Origin of the sequence: Enterobacter sp. RHBSTW-00593 (genome assembly GCF_013784105.1) — a bacterium.
Classification (GTDB): domain Bacteria; phylum Pseudomonadota; class Gammaproteobacteria; order Enterobacterales; family Enterobacteriaceae; genus Enterobacter; species Enterobacter ludwigii.
The window spans coordinates 4,862,334-4,878,120 of record NZ_CP056393.1; the positions used below are offsets into that span (position 1 = coordinate 4,862,334).

General features: G+C 52.5%; 16 protein-coding genes and 1 rRNA gene. 8 read left to right on the top strand and 9 right to left on the bottom strand.

Going from position 1 to position 15,787, the window contains the following annotated elements; all coding sequences use genetic code 11:
* Positions 1 to 296: 296 nt before the first annotated feature.
* The 4 genes from glnA (at position 297) to HV242_RS23355 (ending at position 4,586) form a co-directional block, all read left to right on the top strand.
* Positions 297 to 1,706 (top strand): glutamate--ammonia ligase, encoded by a 1,410-nt coding sequence (gene glnA, locus HV242_RS23340; protein ID WP_014172249.1) that lies wholly within the window; start codon positions 297 to 299, stop codon positions 1,704 to 1,706.
* A gap of 185 nt (positions 1,707 to 1,891) precedes the next feature.
* Complete coding sequence (glnL, locus tag HV242_RS23345) at positions 1,892 to 2,941, top strand: nitrogen regulation protein NR(II) (protein ID WP_014172250.1); 1,050 nt, start codon at positions 1,892 to 1,894, stop codon at positions 2,939 to 2,941.
* Positions 2,942 to 2,952: 11 nt separating this feature from the next.
* Positions 2,953 to 4,365, top strand: coding sequence for a nitrogen regulation protein NR(I) (glnG, locus tag HV242_RS23350; protein WP_020883985.1), 1,413 nt, complete (start codon positions 2,953 to 2,955; stop codon positions 4,363 to 4,365).
* 110 nt (positions 4,366 to 4,475) lie between these two features.
* The gene (locus HV242_RS23355; RefSeq protein ID WP_032670298.1) at positions 4,476 to 4,586 is read left to right on the top strand and encodes a YshB family small membrane protein; all 111 of its coding nucleotides are present in this window, start codon (positions 4,476 to 4,478) and stop codon (positions 4,584 to 4,586) included.
* Positions 4,587 to 4,650: 64 nt separating this feature from the next.
* Here the strand turns inward: HV242_RS23355 and hemN are convergent, their stop codons facing one another.
* Together hemN and yihI are read right to left on the bottom strand one after the other, a co-directional pair.
* Positions 4,651 to 6,024 carry an oxygen-independent coproporphyrinogen III oxidase gene (gene hemN / locus HV242_RS23360; RefSeq protein WP_050737758.1) on the bottom strand — a complete coding sequence of 458 codons (1,374 nt, stop codon included), beginning with the start codon at positions 6,022 to 6,024 and terminating at the stop codon, positions 4,651 to 4,653.
* A gap of 188 nt (positions 6,025 to 6,212) precedes the next feature.
* Complete coding sequence (yihI, locus tag HV242_RS23365; protein ID WP_014172254.1) at positions 6,213 to 6,728, bottom strand: Der GTPase-activating protein YihI; 516 nt, start codon at positions 6,726 to 6,728, stop codon at positions 6,213 to 6,215.
* A gap of 578 nt (positions 6,729 to 7,306) precedes the next feature.
* Here yihI and yihA point away from each other — a divergent pair.
* Positions 7,307 to 7,936 carry a ribosome biogenesis GTP-binding protein YihA/YsxC gene (yihA, locus tag HV242_RS23370; RefSeq protein WP_014172255.1) on the top strand — a complete coding sequence of 210 codons (630 nt, stop codon included), beginning with the start codon at positions 7,307 to 7,309 and terminating at the stop codon, positions 7,934 to 7,936.
* Positions 7,937 to 8,034: 98 nt separating this feature from the next.
* Here the strand turns inward: yihA and HV242_RS24585 are convergent, their stop codons facing one another.
* From HV242_RS24585 to HV242_RS24370, 3 genes are all read right to left on the bottom strand, one after another.
* The gene (locus HV242_RS24585) at positions 8,035 to 8,082 is read right to left on the bottom strand and encodes a spot 42 RNA, inhibition of DNA synthesis (RefSeq protein ID WP_071892919.1); all 48 of its coding nucleotides are present in this window, start codon (positions 8,080 to 8,082) and stop codon (positions 8,035 to 8,037) included.
* Positions 8,083 to 8,248: 166 nt separating this feature from the next.
* A complete protein-coding gene (polA, locus tag HV242_RS23375) occupies positions 8,249 to 11,041 on the bottom strand; it encodes a DNA polymerase I (RefSeq protein ID WP_041162918.1) in 2,793 nt (930 codons plus the stop codon).
* A 322-nt stretch (positions 11,042 to 11,363) separates the two neighbouring features.
* A complete protein-coding gene (locus tag HV242_RS24370) occupies positions 11,364 to 11,642 on the bottom strand; it encodes a hypothetical protein (RefSeq protein WP_223862563.1) in 279 nt (92 codons plus the stop codon).
* Between HV242_RS24370 and HV242_RS23380 the strand changes: the two genes are divergently transcribed.
* Entirely contained in the window at positions 11,539 to 12,390 is an 852-nt protein-coding gene (locus HV242_RS23380; RefSeq protein WP_229216791.1) for an acyltransferase, read from the top strand. The two genes, HV242_RS24370 and HV242_RS23380, sit on opposite strands and share 104 nt — an antisense overlap.
* A gap of 24 nt (positions 12,391 to 12,414) precedes the next feature.
* On the opposite strand, the gene dsbA is transcribed toward HV242_RS23380, so the two are convergent.
* The 3 genes from dsbA to HV242_RS23395 all read right to left on the bottom strand — a co-directional run bounded on the left by dsbA (position 12,415) and on the right by HV242_RS23395 (position 14,397).
* Positions 12,415 to 13,038 carry a thiol:disulfide interchange protein DsbA gene (gene dsbA, locus HV242_RS23385; RefSeq protein ID WP_020883990.1) on the bottom strand — a complete coding sequence of 208 codons (624 nt, stop codon included), beginning with the start codon at positions 13,036 to 13,038 and terminating at the stop codon, positions 12,415 to 12,417.
* A 27-nt stretch (positions 13,039 to 13,065) separates the two neighbouring features.
* Entirely contained in the window at positions 13,066 to 14,052 is a 987-nt protein-coding gene (locus tag HV242_RS23390) for a serine/threonine protein kinase (protein WP_020883991.1), read from the bottom strand.
* 75 nt (positions 14,053 to 14,127) lie between these two features.
* Positions 14,128 to 14,397, bottom strand: a complete 270-nt coding sequence (locus HV242_RS23395) for a YihD family protein (protein WP_010436801.1) — start codon at positions 14,395 to 14,397, stop codon at positions 14,128 to 14,130.
* A gap of 68 nt (positions 14,398 to 14,465) precedes the next feature.
* Here HV242_RS23395 and mobA point away from each other — a divergent pair, with 68 nt between their 5' ends.
* Together mobA and mobB are read left to right on the top strand one after the other, a co-directional pair.
* Positions 14,466 to 15,050 (top strand): molybdenum cofactor guanylyltransferase MobA, encoded by a 585-nt coding sequence (gene mobA / locus HV242_RS23400; RefSeq protein ID WP_044867258.1) that lies wholly within the window; start codon positions 14,466 to 14,468, stop codon positions 15,048 to 15,050.
* Complete coding sequence (gene mobB / locus HV242_RS23405; RefSeq protein WP_032680055.1) at positions 15,047 to 15,550, top strand: molybdopterin-guanine dinucleotide biosynthesis protein MobB; 504 nt, start codon at positions 15,047 to 15,049, stop codon at positions 15,548 to 15,550. The genes mobA and mobB overlap by 4 nt, the downstream gene beginning before the upstream one ends.
* Positions 15,551 to 15,624: 74 nt before the next feature.
* Here mobB and rrf read toward each other — a convergent pair.
* Positions 15,625 to 15,740: ribosomal RNA gene (gene rrf, locus HV242_RS23410) — 5S ribosomal RNA — on the bottom strand.
* Between the last annotated feature and the right edge of the window lie 47 nt (positions 15,741 to 15,787).

Genomic DNA, 15,787 nt, shown 5'->3' on the forward strand with positions numbered 1-15,787 from the left:
ATTGCAGAGATGCTTTGTGATCGCTTTCACGGAGCGTAAAAAGGGCACTTTAACGAAAATTGCACCAATATGGTGCTCAGTGTTCACACTGAAGCACTATACTGGTGCAACATAACCATTGTGGTGCAGCACTTTTGCACTATGGTGCGCATGATAACGCCTTTTTGGGGTGTTTTAAAAGTTGGCACAGATTTCGCTTTATAAAAATACGGCAAAAAAATGGCACACAGCCAGCCCAAGACAGAAATTGAAGACCTCGTTACCACGACGACAATGACCAATCTGGAGAGTTAAGTATGTCCGCTGAACACGTTTTGACGATGCTGAACGAACATGAAGTGAAGTTTGTTGATCTGCGCTTCACCGATACCAAAGGTAAAGAACAGCACGTCACTATTCCTGCTCATCAGGTAAACGCCGAATTCTTTGAAGAAGGCAAAATGTTTGACGGCTCCTCCATTGGCGGCTGGAAAGGTATCAACGAATCTGACATGGTTCTGATGCCTGACGCTTCCACTGCGGTCATTGATCCGTTCTTCGAAGAACCAACCCTGATCATCCGTTGCGACATCCTCGAGCCAGGCACACTGCAGGGCTACGACCGCGACCCACGCTCCATCGCGAAACGCGCTGAAGAGTACCTGCGTTCAACCGGTATCGCAGACACCGTACTGTTCGGGCCAGAGCCAGAATTCTTCCTGTTTGATGACATCCGTTTCGGTGCCTCTATTTCTGGCTCCCACGTTGCCATCGACGATATCGAAGGTGCATGGAACTCCTCCACCAAATACGAAGGTGGTAACAAAGGTCACCGTCCTGGCGTTAAAGGCGGTTACTTCCCGGTTCCTCCGGTCGACTCCGCTCAGGACATCCGTTCCACCATGTGTCTGGTTATGGAAGAGATGGGCCTGGTGGTTGAAGCTCACCACCACGAAGTGGCGACTGCGGGTCAGAACGAAGTGGCAACCCGCTTCAACACCATGACCAAAAAAGCAGACGAAATTCAGATCTACAAATACGTTGTGCACAACGTTGCGCACCGTTTCGGTAAAACCGCGACCTTCATGCCAAAACCAATGTTTGGCGATAACGGTTCCGGTATGCACTGCCACATGTCTCTGTCCAAGAACGGAACCAACCTGTTCTCTGGCGACAAATATGCCGGTCTGTCTGAGCAGGCTCTGTATTACATTGGCGGCGTAATCAAACACGCTAAAGCGATCAACGCCCTGGCGAACCCAACCACTAACTCCTACAAGCGTCTGGTCCCAGGCTACGAAGCACCGGTAATGCTGGCGTACTCTGCGCGTAACCGTTCTGCTTCTATCCGTATCCCTGTGGTAGCGTCTCCTAAAGCGCGTCGTATCGAAGTTCGCTTCCCGGATCCAGCTGCTAACCCATACCTGTGCTTCGCAGCACTGCTGATGGCGGGTCTGGACGGTATCAAGAACAAGATCCACCCAGGCGAAGCCATGGACAAAAACCTGTACGACCTGCCGCCAGAAGAAGCGAAAGAGATCCCACAGGTTGCAGGCTCTCTGGAAGAAGCCCTGCAGGCGCTGGACGCAGACCGCGAGTTCCTGACTGCGGGTGGCGTGTTCACTGACGACGCTATCGATGCTTACATCGCCCTGCGTACTGAAGAGAACGACCGTGTGCGTATGACGCCACACCCGGTTGAGTTCGAACTGTACTACAGCGTTTAAGTTTCAATGAGTTTCGCGCGCCCTTTTACGCGCGATCTCACAAGCTTTTATTTGTTGCCGTGGAAACTTTCAGCCCATCTCCGGATGGGCTTTTTTCTCCACCAACAAACTGATTTCACGCGCTTTTTACGACGAAAAAGCTATACTGCACTAAATTAGTGCAACCAACTCCAGGAGACTGCTGAATGGCAACTGGCACGCTGCCCGATGCTGGGCAGATCCTCAATTCTTTAATTAACAGTATTTTGCTGGTCGACGACGAGCTGGCCGTACATTACGCCAACCCGGCGGCGCAGCAGCTGCTCGCCCAGAGCTCACGCAAACTGTTTGGCACCCCGCTTCCGGAATTATTGAGCTATTTCTCGCTGAATATTGGCCTGATGCAGGAAAGTCTGCAGGCCGGTCAGGGCTTTACCGATAACGAAGTCACGCTGGTGATCGACGGGCGCTCACATATTTTATCGCTTACCGCACAACGGCTTCCAGAAGGGCTGATCCTGCTTGAAATGGCGCCGATGGATAATCAGCGCCGCCTGAGCCAGGAACAACTTCAGCATGCTCAGCAAATTGCCGCCCGTGACCTGGTGCGAGGCCTGGCGCATGAAATCAAGAACCCGCTGGGTGGCTTACGCGGTGCGGCACAACTCCTGACCAAAGCGCTGCCCGACCCTGCGCTGGCGGAGTACACCAACGTCATTATTGAGCAGGCAGACCGCCTGCGTAACCTGGTTGACCGTCTGCTCGGGCCACAACAGCCCGGCATGCATGTCTCAGAAAGTATTCATAAAGTAGCTGAGCGGGTTGTGAAACTCGTCTCGATGGAGCTGCCGGAGAACGTCACGCTGGTCCGTGACTACGACCCAAGCCTGCCGGAACTGGCGCACGACCCGGATCAGATTGAGCAGGTCTTGCTGAATATTGTGCGTAATGCCCTGCAGGCGCTGGGGCCGGAAGGGGGCGAAATTATTTTGCGCACCCGCACCGCGTTCCAGCTCACACTGCACGGCGTGCGCTATCGTCTGGCTGCTCGCATCGACGTTGAGGACAACGGGCCGGGTATTCCGTCGCATCTTCAGGACACCCTGTTCTACCCGATGGTCAGCGGTCGCGAAGGCGGTACCGGCCTGGGGTTATCCATTGCCCGTAGTTTGATCGATCAACACTCTGGAAAAATTGAATTTACCAGTTGGCCGGGACATACCGAGTTTTCGGTTTTCCTGCCGATTAAAAAATAAAGGTGACGTTTATGCAACGAGGGATAGTCTGGGTAGTCGATGACGATAGCTCCATCCGTTGGGTGCTTGAACGCGCGCTCACAGGGGCAGGATTAAGCTGCACGACGTTTGAGAGCGGCAGCGAAGTGCTCGACGCACTCACCACCAAAACGCCGGATGTGCTGCTTTCGGATATTCGCATGCCGGGAATGGACGGGCTGGCGCTTTTAAAGCAGATCAAACAACGCCATCCTATGCTTCCGGTCATCATAATGACGGCGCATTCCGATCTGGACGCCGCGGTGAGCGCCTATCAGCAAGGGGCGTTCGATTACCTGCCCAAACCGTTTGATATCGACGAAGCGGTCGCCCTGGTTGAGCGCGCGATCAGCCACTACCAGGAGCAGCAGCAGCCTCGTCACACGCCTGACTTCGGGCCCACGACGGACATCATTGGCGAAGCGCCAGCCATGCAGGATGTGTTTCGTATCATTGGCCGTCTGTCACGCTCGTCCATCAGCGTACTGATTAACGGTGAATCGGGAACCGGTAAAGAGCTGGTAGCGCATGCCTTACATCGCCACAGCCCGCGGGCAAAAGCACCGTTTATCGCTCTAAATATGGCCGCCATCCCAAAGGATTTAATTGAATCCGAACTGTTTGGCCATGAGAAAGGGGCTTTTACCGGCGCGAATACCATTCGCCAGGGTCGCTTCGAACAGGCTGACGGTGGAACACTCTTCCTGGATGAAATCGGCGATATGCCGCTGGATGTCCAGACCCGTTTGCTGCGCGTGTTGGCCGACGGACAGTTTTATCGCGTAGGTGGCTATGCGCCGGTGAAGGTCGATGTACGCATTATTGCCGCGACGCACCAGAATCTGGAGCAGCGCGTCCAGGAAGGTAAATTCCGTGAGGATTTATTCCATCGCCTGAACGTGATCCGCGTTCATTTGCCACCGCTACGTGAACGCCGTGAAGATATTCCCCGCCTGGCGCGCCATTTTCTGCAGGTCGCTGCCCGCGAGCTGGGCGTGGAAGCCAAGCAGCTGCACCCGGAAACCGATGCCGCCCTCACCCGCCTGGCATGGCCGGGCAACGTGCGTCAGCTGGAAAACACCTGTCGCTGGTTGACCGTAATGGCCGCCGGACAGGAAGTCCTGATTCAGGATTTACCGGCTGAACTGTTTGAAGCGACTGCGCCAGAAAGCAGCACCGGACATGCATTGCCGGACAGCTGGGCGACGCTGCTGGCACAGTGGGCCGATCGCGCGCTGCGTTCCGGTCATCAAAACTTGCTGTCTGAAGCCCAGCCCGAGATGGAGCGCACGCTGTTGACCACCGCACTCCGCCATACACAGGGCCATAAGCAGGAAGCGGCACGCCTGCTGGGATGGGGACGTAATACCCTGACGCGTAAGCTGAAAGAGCTGGGCATGGAGTGATCTTTACCCTTGTGTAAAGGTTATTAATTGAGCGCAAATTGCTGCTATTTTGCGCTTTACTGTATCAATGATTTTTGTATGATCGTGCCCGGAAAGTGAGGGTAATCATCATGCTGGAAACATTAGTGAATATGCTCTCAAGTGGAGCAGCTGAAAGCCACACGCCACAAACAGCCGTTGCTGCTGTGCTGTGCGCGGCGCTGGTTGGGCTGTTTAGCTAGAGAGTCGCTAACAAAAAAGCCGGGTAGCGGCTTCGCCTTACCCGGCCAAATATGTTGGCACGTCTTAAATGACGCGTGAGAACTGCTGCAGACGCGCTTTCTGACGCAGATAGGCGTCGAAGCACATGCAGATATTACGAATCAACAGGCGCCCTTTGGGTGTCACGTCAATTGCACGTTCTGAAACATCCACCAGCCCATCTTTTGCCAGAGGCGCTAACAGCTTCAGGTCATCAGCAAAGTAATCGCTGAAATGCAGATCCCATTGCGCTTCCACCTCGCTGAAATCAAGACGGAAGTTACAGATGAGCGCCTTAATCACGTCACGACGGATGCAGTCATCGCGCGTTAACGCGATACCGCGCCACAGCGCGTTGCCCGCGTCATCTACCTGCTGATAGTAAAGCTTCAGCTCTTTCTGGTTCTGCGCGTAGCAGTCACCGATCATGCTGATGGCGGAGACGCCCATCCCCAGCAAATCGGTGTCGCCCTGGGTGGTGTAGCCCTGGAAATTTCGATGCAGTACGCCTTCGCGCTGGGCAATAGCCAGCTCGTCATCCGGACGAGCAAAGTGATCCATGCCGATGAACTGATAACCGGCTTCGGTCAGCGAGGCGATGGTTTCCTGCAGAATATCCAGCTTCTGTTGGGCAGAAGGCAGGTCGGCATCTTTGATTTTGCGCTGAGCGGCAAACAGCGTCGGCAGATGCGCATAGTTAAAGACGCTCAGGCGGTCCGGGTTGAGTTCGGCCACGCGTTTCAGCGTGAAGGCGAAGCTCTCCGGCGTTTGCTTAGGCAGGCCGTAAATCAGGTCGATATTGGTCGACGTAAAGCCGATATCGCGGGCGTGGTTGAGTAAGGCAAAGATAAACTCCTCATCCTGCTCACGGTTCACCAGCCGCTGCACCTCTTTGTTGAAGTCCTGCACGCCCATGCTCAGGCGATTGAAACCTTCAGCGCGTAAGTGATCCAGTACATCCAGCTCAATTTCGCGCGGATCGACCTCGATCGAGATTTCAGCATCGTCGTTAAAACGGAAGTTGTTGCGCAGGAGCGTCATTAAACGGCTGATCTGCGCTTTATTCAGATACGTTGGCGTCCCCCCACCCCAGTGAAGCTGGCTGACGTGACGGCCGGCAAACAGCGGGGCACGGTGCAGAATCTCCTGCTCCAGCGCATCCAGATACTGATCGGCTTTATGTTGCTGACGGGTAACGATTTTATTGCAGCCGCAGAAGTAGCAGAGCTTGTGGCAGAACGGAATATGGACATAGAGCGACAGCGGACGCTCGGGGTAGCGCGCGACAGCCTGCTGAAACGCCGCTTCGCCGAAACTATCGGAGAACTCCAGCGCGGTGGGGTATGACGTATAACGCGGCCCGGAATAGTTATATTTCTGGATTAGGGCCAAATCCCAGTCGATAGTTGGTACAGACATGCTCACTCCTTCCGTTGGTGTCGCGTTCGCATACGGCGGCCCGTTCTGGCCCCATCGCGGGCCATCACTCGGGTGCGCAGCCACTTCTGTCGCCGCGACAACCGCCGTAGTTTAACGAATAACCACACCAGATAACATATAACCGGAAGGGTTATTAGCAGGACTATCGTCCCTGCCGGATGCAAATGTTAGTTTCCACCCTTCAGAAGACGCATCATATCTTCCTGCTTTTCGTCTTCTTCTTCGTCTTCGTCATCGTCGTAAGACAGACCCAGCTTCTGCATCAGCTCATCAATGCGGTCCAGTTTGGCATCAACCCATGACTGCTCTTCGGCGGTCAGGGTTTCACCCTCTTCAAGACGTTCCAGCAGCGCGTCCAGGCGCTCATCGTTCTCCAGCAAATCCAGCTCAGCCTGCGGTGAAAGCATAGGTTTCTCGCTCTTTGGTTTGTGCTGCTTAGTGACCGGGGTGTCTGTCACGCCCAGTGGAACAGGTGTTTTACTGCCAATACGTGGGTCTTTCTGCTGCTTGTTTTTCGCAGAAGCGCCAGACGCATCACCACCGTTTGCACGGCTACCCGCAGCATGACCGCGATGTTTTTTATCGCGTTTGCGATCGCGCGATTCCTGGTTCAGTTCTTCGCGCGTTTTGCGGTGTGCTTTTGCAGGGCGTTTAGCGCCCGCAGCGGAGGTCGGTTTTTTCATGATGTTTTATCTTTAAGTCGTTTTCTTCAGTATAGAATTGCGGCGAAATCTAGCAGAAAGCAAGCAAAGAAAAAAGGCGACAGAGCAATCTGTCGCCTTTTTTCCTGACTCACAACCCTTAACGGGTCAGACATTCCGTGTTTGCCAACAACAAACCCTGTTTATCCCTTGGCTAATACCATCCGTGATACGGTTCCGTTTCCTGTTAAAACGCCTCCAGGCGTTGGTCATCCTGACAATCCTGCGTCTTCGCCTCCTGGCGCTCCTGACCCTAATCCTTAAGTCTGTTTCCTGTTGGCTTCCTCGCCCTGACGCACACTTTACCCTGTTCAGTTAAACTGACAAGCAACGAAACGGCACAAAAACGGATTTTCAGATAATTACCCGAGAATAAGCTTATGATTTAAAACAATTTGGATTTTTTAACGCCTGCGAATTCTCTGAAATCTCCCATAGTATTCATAGCCGATCTCTCACAACCGCCAGGGTTTTAACCTACAGGCACTGTGCAATCAAAAAAGTCTTTTGCCGGCATTCAGGTATAATCCCCCTCAGATTACGATTTTGGAGACGACCACGTGACTACCTGGAACTACCAACAGACGCATTTTGTCACCAGTGCGCCCGACATCCGCCACCTTCCTTCTGATACTGGCATTGAAGTGGCTTTTGCTGGCCGCTCTAACGCGGGGAAATCCAGCGCTCTGAATACGCTGACCAATCAGAAGAGCCTGGCGCGTACCTCAAAAACACCTGGCCGTACTCAGCTGATTAACCTGTTTGAAGTGGCAGAAGGCAAACGCCTGGTCGACTTACCGGGATATGGTTACGCGCAAGTACCGGAAGAGATGAAGATCAAATGGCAGCGCGCACTGGGTGAATACCTGGAAAAACGCCAGTGCCTGAAAGGTCTGGTGGTGCTGATGGATATCCGCCATCCCCTGAAAGATCTCGATCAGCAGATGATCGACTGGGCTGTCTCAAGTGAGATAGCCGTGCTGGTACTGCTGACTAAAGCGGATAAACTGGCGAGCGGCGCGCGTAAAGCGCAGGTGAATATGGTTCGCGAAGCGGTGCTGGCTTTTAACGGCGACGTACAGGTGGAGCCGTTCTCCTCGCTGAAAAAGCAGGGTGTCGACAAGCTGCGTCAGAAGCTCGATAGCTGGTTCAACGAGCTGGAACCCGCGACGGAAGCGGAAGAAGAGTAATACTGAGCGCGGCGATGTCCGCGCTTTTTTTTGCCTGGATTTTTCTTTGCCGCAATAAAAAACGCCCCAGTCATTACTGACTGGGGCGGCTAAAATATTCAGCCAAATCCGATTACGTGAAGTAAAAGGTCTGAAAGATAGAACATCTTACCTCTGTACCCTACGCGAATAACTCTACCCCTTTTTTTGCTGTAGAAAAAGCACTTTTTGTAGTTTTTTTTCATTCTTTACATAGGGAATTCTAATGATCGTCACAAAACGCACTTTGTTATGTTGCTAACTTACATAAAAAGCGCGTTATTGGCAGAACCCTTAGTGAGCTTGATCCCAGTTTTCACCGCTGCCCACTTCCACCAGCAACGGCACGTCAAGCGTCATGCTGCTTTCCATCAGTTCGTGGATCTTCTTCGACACAGCGTCCAGATCATCTTTGTGGACTTCGAATACCAGTTCATCGTGTACCTGCATGATCATCTTCACGCGTGGCTTCTCTTTTTCCAGCCAGGCATCAACCGCAATCATCGCACGCTTAATAATATCTGCCGCCGTCCCCTGCATCGGGGCGTTGATGGCAGCACGTTCTGCACCGGCACGACGTGCGGCGTTGCTTGATTTGATGTCCGGCAGATAAAGGCGACGGCCATCCAGGGTTTCGACATAGCCTTTCTCCTTCGCCTGCGCACGGGTGCGTTCCATATATTCCAGCACGCCCGGATAACGCTCGAAGTAGAGATCCATATACTTCTGCGACTCTTTACGCGGAATGTTGAGCTGGCGCGAAAGGCCAAAGGCGCTCATGCCGTAGATCAGACCGAAGTTGATCGCCTTAGCACTGCGACGTTGCTCGTGAGTCACGCTGTCCAGCGGCAGCCCAAAGACTTCAGCCGCCGTTGCACGGTGGATATCCTTTCCTTCCGCAAAGGCCGTCAGCAGCCCCTTGTCGCGTGACAGGTGCGCCATAATACGCAGCTCAATTTGCGAGTAGTCGGCCGAGACGATCAGGTAGTCGTCTGGCGCGATAAACGCCTGACGGATACGACGGCCTTCTTCATTGCGTACCGGGATGTTCTGCAGGTTTGGATCGGTCGAGGAGAGACGACCGGTCGCCGCCACAGCCTGATGATACGAGGTATGCACGCGGCCCGTTTTAGGGTTGATCATCAGCGGCAGTTTATCGGTATAGGTAGACTTCAGCTTCGCCAGACCACGGTACTGGAGAATCACTTTTGGCAGCGGGTAATCCAGCGCCAGTTCCTCAAGCACTTCTTCAGACGTTGATGGCGCGCCGCCAGGGGTTTTCTTCAGCGGCTTAATTCCCTGTTTTTCAAACAGGATGGTCTGAAGCTGTTTCGGAGACGAAAGGTTAAACGGTTCGCCGGCCAGCTCATGCGCCTTCTGCTCAAGCTCGGTCAACCGCTGCGCCAGTTCTCCAGAGTGGTTATGCAGCACCGTCGGATCAATTTTTACGCCGTTGCGCTCAATGCGCGAGAGCACAGGTACCAGCGGCATCTCAATGTGCTGGAACACGTTCAGCGGACCTTCATGCTTCTGCAGTTTTGGCCACATCTTCAGGTGCAGTTGCAGCGTGACATCGGCGTCTTCGGCCGCGTAGCGACCCGCTTCCTCCAGGGCAATCTGATTGAAGGTGAGCTGGTTTTTACCTTTTCCGGCAATCTCTTCAAAGGTAATGGTCTTATGCTTGAGCCAACGGTCGGATAAGGAGTCCATATCATGACGACCTGCCACGCTGTCGAGAATGTAAGATTCCAGCATGGTATCGAACGCAATGCCGCGCAGCTCAATGCCATAGTTTTGCAGAATGCCGCGATCATATTTGAGGTTTTGCCCAACCTTAAGCGCCTTGTCATCTTCCAGAATCGGCTTCAGCAGCTCCAGCACACGCTCACGCGGGATCTGATCAGGTGCATCGAGGTAATCATGTGCAACGGGCACATAGGCCGCCATTCCCGGCTCCGTCGCAAATGACAGGCCGACCATATTGGCCGAGATGTTATCGAGGCTGTCGGTTTCCGTGTCGAAGGCAAAGAACGGCGCTTTTTTGAGTTTCTCAATCCACGCCACCAGCTGTGACTCTTCAAGGAGGGTTTCGTAGTTGTCGAAAGAGAGCGCGATGGCCTCTTCTTCTGCCAGCTCTTCGGCATCAACGACAATCGTCTCCTTTGGCTTAGCAGCCGGTTTGGCCCCTTTTGCCTGCAGCCATTTACCGGCTTCCACGTCCGTGGTCCAGCGCTTGAATTCGTATTTCTTAAACAGGCTTAGCAGTTCGTCTGCGGAAGGCTGCTGCACTTCCAGCTGCTCACAACCCAGTTCCAGTTCAACATCGGTTTTAATGGTTGCCAGCTTATAGGAGAGATAAGCCACCTCTTTGTTCTCTTCCAGCTTTCCGGCCATGGTTTTTGCACCACGGAAGGAGAGGCCGGCGATTTTTTCCGGCTCCGCGTACAGTGTATCCAGCCCGCCCAATCCCTGAAGCAGCGCCTGGGCGGTCTTTTCACCCACGCCAGGTACACCAGGGATGTTATCCGAGGAGTCGCCCATCAGCGCGAGGAAGTCGATAATCAGCTCTGGCGGCACGCCATATTTTGTGACCACCTCTTCAGGCCCAAGGATGGTGTTGGTCATGGTGTTAATCAGGGTGATACCCGGCGTTACCAGCTGCGCCATATCTTTATCCCCTGTACTGATCAGTACCGGACGACCCATTTTTTCTGCTTCACGTGCCAGCGTGCCTATTACGTCATCGGCTTCGACCCCAGAGACGGCCAGCAGCGGCAAGCCCATCGCTTTTACCATCGCGTGCAGCGGTTCAATCTGCGCACGCAGATCGTCAGGCATTGGCGGACGGTGAGATTTGTAATGCTCAAAAAGCTCGTCGCGGAAGGTTTTACCTTTCGCATCAAACACCACTGCCGCATGGGTTGGCTGGTACTGAAGAATCAGGCTGCGCAGCATGTTTAGCACGCCGTACATTGCGCCGGTAGGTTCCCCTGCGCTATTGGTCAGAGGAGGAAACGCATGGTACGCCCGATACAGGTAAGAAGAGCCGTCGACGAGAATAAGAGGGTTTTCTGGGATCTGAACCATAATGTCCGTGCCTTTAATCAATTTATGCGTAAAGGATGCCACAGAAGGATGAAAACATCAGTTATTAGCACCAGATACAGGAAAAGATTTTGCGATCGTGAGGATCGCTCGCAAAAATAAATCTGTGGATAAGTTTGTGCATACTTTTACGTCATAGGAATAACAGACGCTAAAAGTACATACCTCATAATAAATAGATGCTATATATCATAGAGTTATTATGTTTCATTTGATCTTTATGGCCAATTGATGACAATTTAGTCTATGTGGATATAAGCCCAGGGCCGCATGCCGTTATAGCGAAATCTTCTGCTCCCAGGCGTTATCCCGCAACGCCTGGCATGAAAGCACCCTTATTTTGTCTGATTTCTGATAAAATCAGCGCCCTGCACCGGATAGCCGGCCGCTCACTTACAGCTAACCATCTGAAAAAGCTCATCATGTCGAGATTGCTCGCAGCAATAACATTACCTTTAAGCATCATTTTAACTATTCTGGTGACTGTCGCCTGTTCTGTGCCGATCATTGTTGCCGGTATCATTAAGTTGCTGCTGCCCGTGCCCGTGGTATGGCGAGCCGTATCCGCATTTTGTAATTTCATGATGTACTGCTGGTGTGAAGGACTGGCGTTCCTGTTGTACCTGAACCCACACCTGAAGTGGGATGTGGAAGGGCTTGAAGGCCTCAACAAAAAGAACTGGTACCTGCTTATCTGCAACCACCACAGCTGGGCAGACATCGTGGTGTTATGCGTGCTTTTCCGCAAACATATCCCGATGAACAAATACTTCCTGAAACAGCAGCTCGCCTGGGTGCCTTTTATCGGTCTGGCCTGCTGGGCGCTCGATATGCCGTTTATGAAACGCTATTCGCGCAGCTATTTGCTTCGTCATCCGGAGCGTCGTGGTAAAGATGTGGAAACCACGCGCCGTTCCTGCGAAAAATTTCGCGCGCATCCGACAACCATTGTGAACTTCGTGGAAGGCTCGCGCTTTACGGAAGAGAAGCGTCAACAAACTCGCTCTCCTTATCAGCACCTGCTGCCGCCCAAGGCTGCGGGCATTGCGATGGCGCTTAACGTGTTAGGCGCGCAGTTCGATAAATTACTCAACGTCACGCTCTGCTATCCGGAAAACGACAGGACACCGTTCTTCGATATGCTCAGCGGCAAGCTGACGCGGATCGTTGTACGCATCGAGCTGGTGCCGGTTGATGACGGGTTGCACGGGGATTACGTTAACGATAAGAATTTCAAACGTCTTTTCCAGCGTTGGCTGAATACGCTCTGGAATGAGAAAGATGAACAGATAGAAAAGATTAAATCTTCATACAAAAACGCCGGTCAGTGACCGGCGTTTTTTTCTTTATTGCTCTTACTTCTTCTCGACCAGATATTTCACGGTATCCGCGTACTGCTGTACGAAGATATCCATGCTGCTGGTGTCCATGCCCTGCGTGTTCAGCTGATATTTGCCGTTAACATACATCGCCGGAACGCCCTGTAGCTGAAGGTCTGCGGCGGCTTTTTCCTGCTGGGCTACCAGAGATTTCACCACAAAGCTGTTCCATGCCGCGTCGTATTCTTCACCTTTCACACCGGCATCCACGAAGACTTTACGGATATCTGCAGTCGTCTGAACTGTCTGGGTTTTCTGGACTGCTTCAAACATTGGTGCAGTGATCTTATCTTCCACGCCCAGCGCGATAGCTACCGCCCACGCCTGAGTCAGGTCTTTACCCAATGGGCCCAGGAACTCAACGTGATACTTGGTCATTTTGGTGCCTTCTGGCAGCTTTTTCTTCACGTTATCGGAAACATGCAGCACCTGCTCGAACTGATAGCAATGTGGGCAATAGAACGAGAAGAACTCCAGAACCTGTGGCTCGCCAGCGACTGGTTTTTCCAGCGTCGTATACTGTTTGCCGTCGGTAAACTGCGCAGCAGAAGCGCTAAATGCCAGAATCATACCTGCCAGCGCCAGCCAAATTTTTTTCATGATTAACTCTCTCCTGGGTGTGTCCAATTAATACATCGGCGTTAATTGCAGAGGGGGCTCCTTAAGAACCTTAACCTGCTCAGTAAATGTGGATATCTGGCTGCGCCAGTAATCCTCTCCGGTAAGCCACGGGAAATTACGGGGAAATGCAGGATCGTCCCAACGCCTGATTAACCATGCGAGATAATAAACAAAACGCATCGCGCGTAAAGGTTCAATCAGGACAATTTCGTCTGAATTAAAAGGGCTAAACTCTTCATAGGCCTCAATAATCGTTTCAAGCTGCATCCGTTGCTCAGCTTTATCGCCATTGAGCAGCATCCACAGGTCCTGAACCGCAGGCCCCATACGTGCATCATCGAGATCGACGAAGAGCGGGCCATCACGCCAGAGAATATTACCAGCGTGACAATCGCCGTGCAGACGCAGAACGGAAATATCATCGCGCCAGCAGGTTTTCACCGCATCAATAAGTTTATCGGTCGCGTTGAGGAAATTATCCTTAAGCGCTTTGGGGATTAGCGCCGAGGTTTCAAATACCTGACGAGGTTCAAGCAGGTATTCCTGAATACCGATTGTCGGACGGGCAATAAAGTCTTCTTTGCGTCCCGTCTGGTGAATGCGTCCCAGATATCGGGCAACCCACTCCATCTGATCGATATTATCCGCTTCAAACTGGCGGCCCCCCAGGCTTGGGAATACGGCGTAGTAAAACCCTTCGTGGGTGAGCAGCGTTTGGTTATTAAATTTAAGCGGCGCGGCAACGGGAACATCATCATCCAGCAGATCGTGAGCAAACTGGTGCTCTTCCTGAATTTGTTCTGCGGACCAACGTTGAGGGCGATAGAACTTTACGACGAAGCGCTGACGATCCTCGTCCTGAAACTGATAGACGCGGTTTTCGTAGCTATTTAAGGGGGTTAGCCCGGAATCCACCCGAATACCCTGTTCAAACAGCGCATCCATAATGGTATCCGGGTGTAATGTCTGGAAAGTAAAAGCCTGGTCGTTCATCCGATCATCCGGAAATTATACGAATGATTCAGGATATCATCTTGTGGCGATTTCGGTGCCGCCGCTTACAAGCTTTTACTCTTTAATTACGCCACGTGCACGCAGCAACGCGGTTTTAAAATCTTCCTCATAATCTTTCTGAATACCAGGAATAACAGCGTCTTTGGCAGAGTCGCGCATTTTGAGATGGTAGATCAGGATATCGTCAGAAAGGTCTGTCAGTTCGCCGTCAAAACCTGACTCTTTCGCCAGTTTCTGTAAAAATTGCATCAGATTAAGCTCTGGCTCTTTTTGCCAGGCCGGCTGGAGGAGTTCAATGACTTCATTCAGACGTTTACATTTCATGGTGGTGCTCCTTTCATTGAGAGTGACACGTTAGCAGGGTCAATCCCACAATAAAAGAGGCGATATTCATGAATCATGGCCAGCAAATAATCGGCGTTGTTCTGGCGGGTGGCAAGGCAACCCGAATGGGGGGGAAAGATAAAGGTCTTCAGCTCCTCAACGGTAAGCCACTCTGGCAGCATGTCGCTGATACGCTTGCGGACCAGGTCATGACAATGGCCATCAGCGCTAACAGGCATAGAGATGTTTATCAGCGTAGCGGGTATCCCGTTTACGAGGATACCCAGGAGAATTACCCCGGGCCGCTGGCCGGTATGCTTTCGGTTATGCAGCAGTCGCACGGGGAGTGGTTTATCTTCTGTCCGTGTGATACCCCGTTTATTCCGTCTTGTCTTGTCGAACGCATGATACGGCTTCGTGGTAGCGCACCCGTTGTCTGGGCCCATGACGGTGAGCGTGACCACCCTGCTGTTGCGTTGATCCACCGTTCGTTAGTTCCGGCGTTACAGGAGTACCTGACGGCAGGAGAGCGCAGGGTGATGGCTTTTATGCGCCAGTCAGGCGGCTATCCCGTCGATTTTAGCGATCTGAAATCGGCGTTTATGAACGTCAATACCACAGAAGATTTGCAGATGATGCAGGAGAAAAAATGATACCTGTTTTGGCCATTTCAGCCTGGAGTGGTACCGGGAAAACGACGCTGCTGAAAAAACTGATCCCTGCGCTTTGCGCTAAAGGTGTTCGCCCCGGATTAATTAAGCATACGCATCACAATATGGATGTCGATAAGCCGGGAAAAGACAGCTATGAGCTGCGTAAGGCAGGTGCAGCCCAAACGATGGTGGCGAGTGATCAGCGCTGGGCATTGATGACTGAAACACCGGATGAAGCGCCGCTGGATCTCATGTATCTGGTTAGCCGGATGGATCACTCTACTCTGGATCTGGTGCTGGTTGAGGGGTTTAAGCATGACGCGGTGGCAAAGATCCTGCTGTTCAGAAGCCATGCCGGGCATGATGTTCACGAGCTGACGCTCGATGAGCATGTGATTGCAGTCGCCAGTGACGTAGCCCTGGATCTGGAGATACCGGTACTGGATTTGAATAACGTTGAGGAGATCGCCGCGTTTATTTTGAATTGGTGTGCTGTCTGATGCTCTCTCTGATGACGGGAAAAACCCAAAGCAAAAAACCCCGCACCATACGGTACGGGGTTCTTTTAATTGATGCCTGGCAGTTCCCTACTCTCACATGGGGAGACCCCACACTACCATCGGCGCTACGGCGTTTCACTTCTGAGTTCGGCATGGGGTCAGGTGGGACCACCGCGCTAAAGCCGCCAGGCAAATTCTGTAATCTGTATCAGCTGAAAATCGTCTCTCATCGCCAAA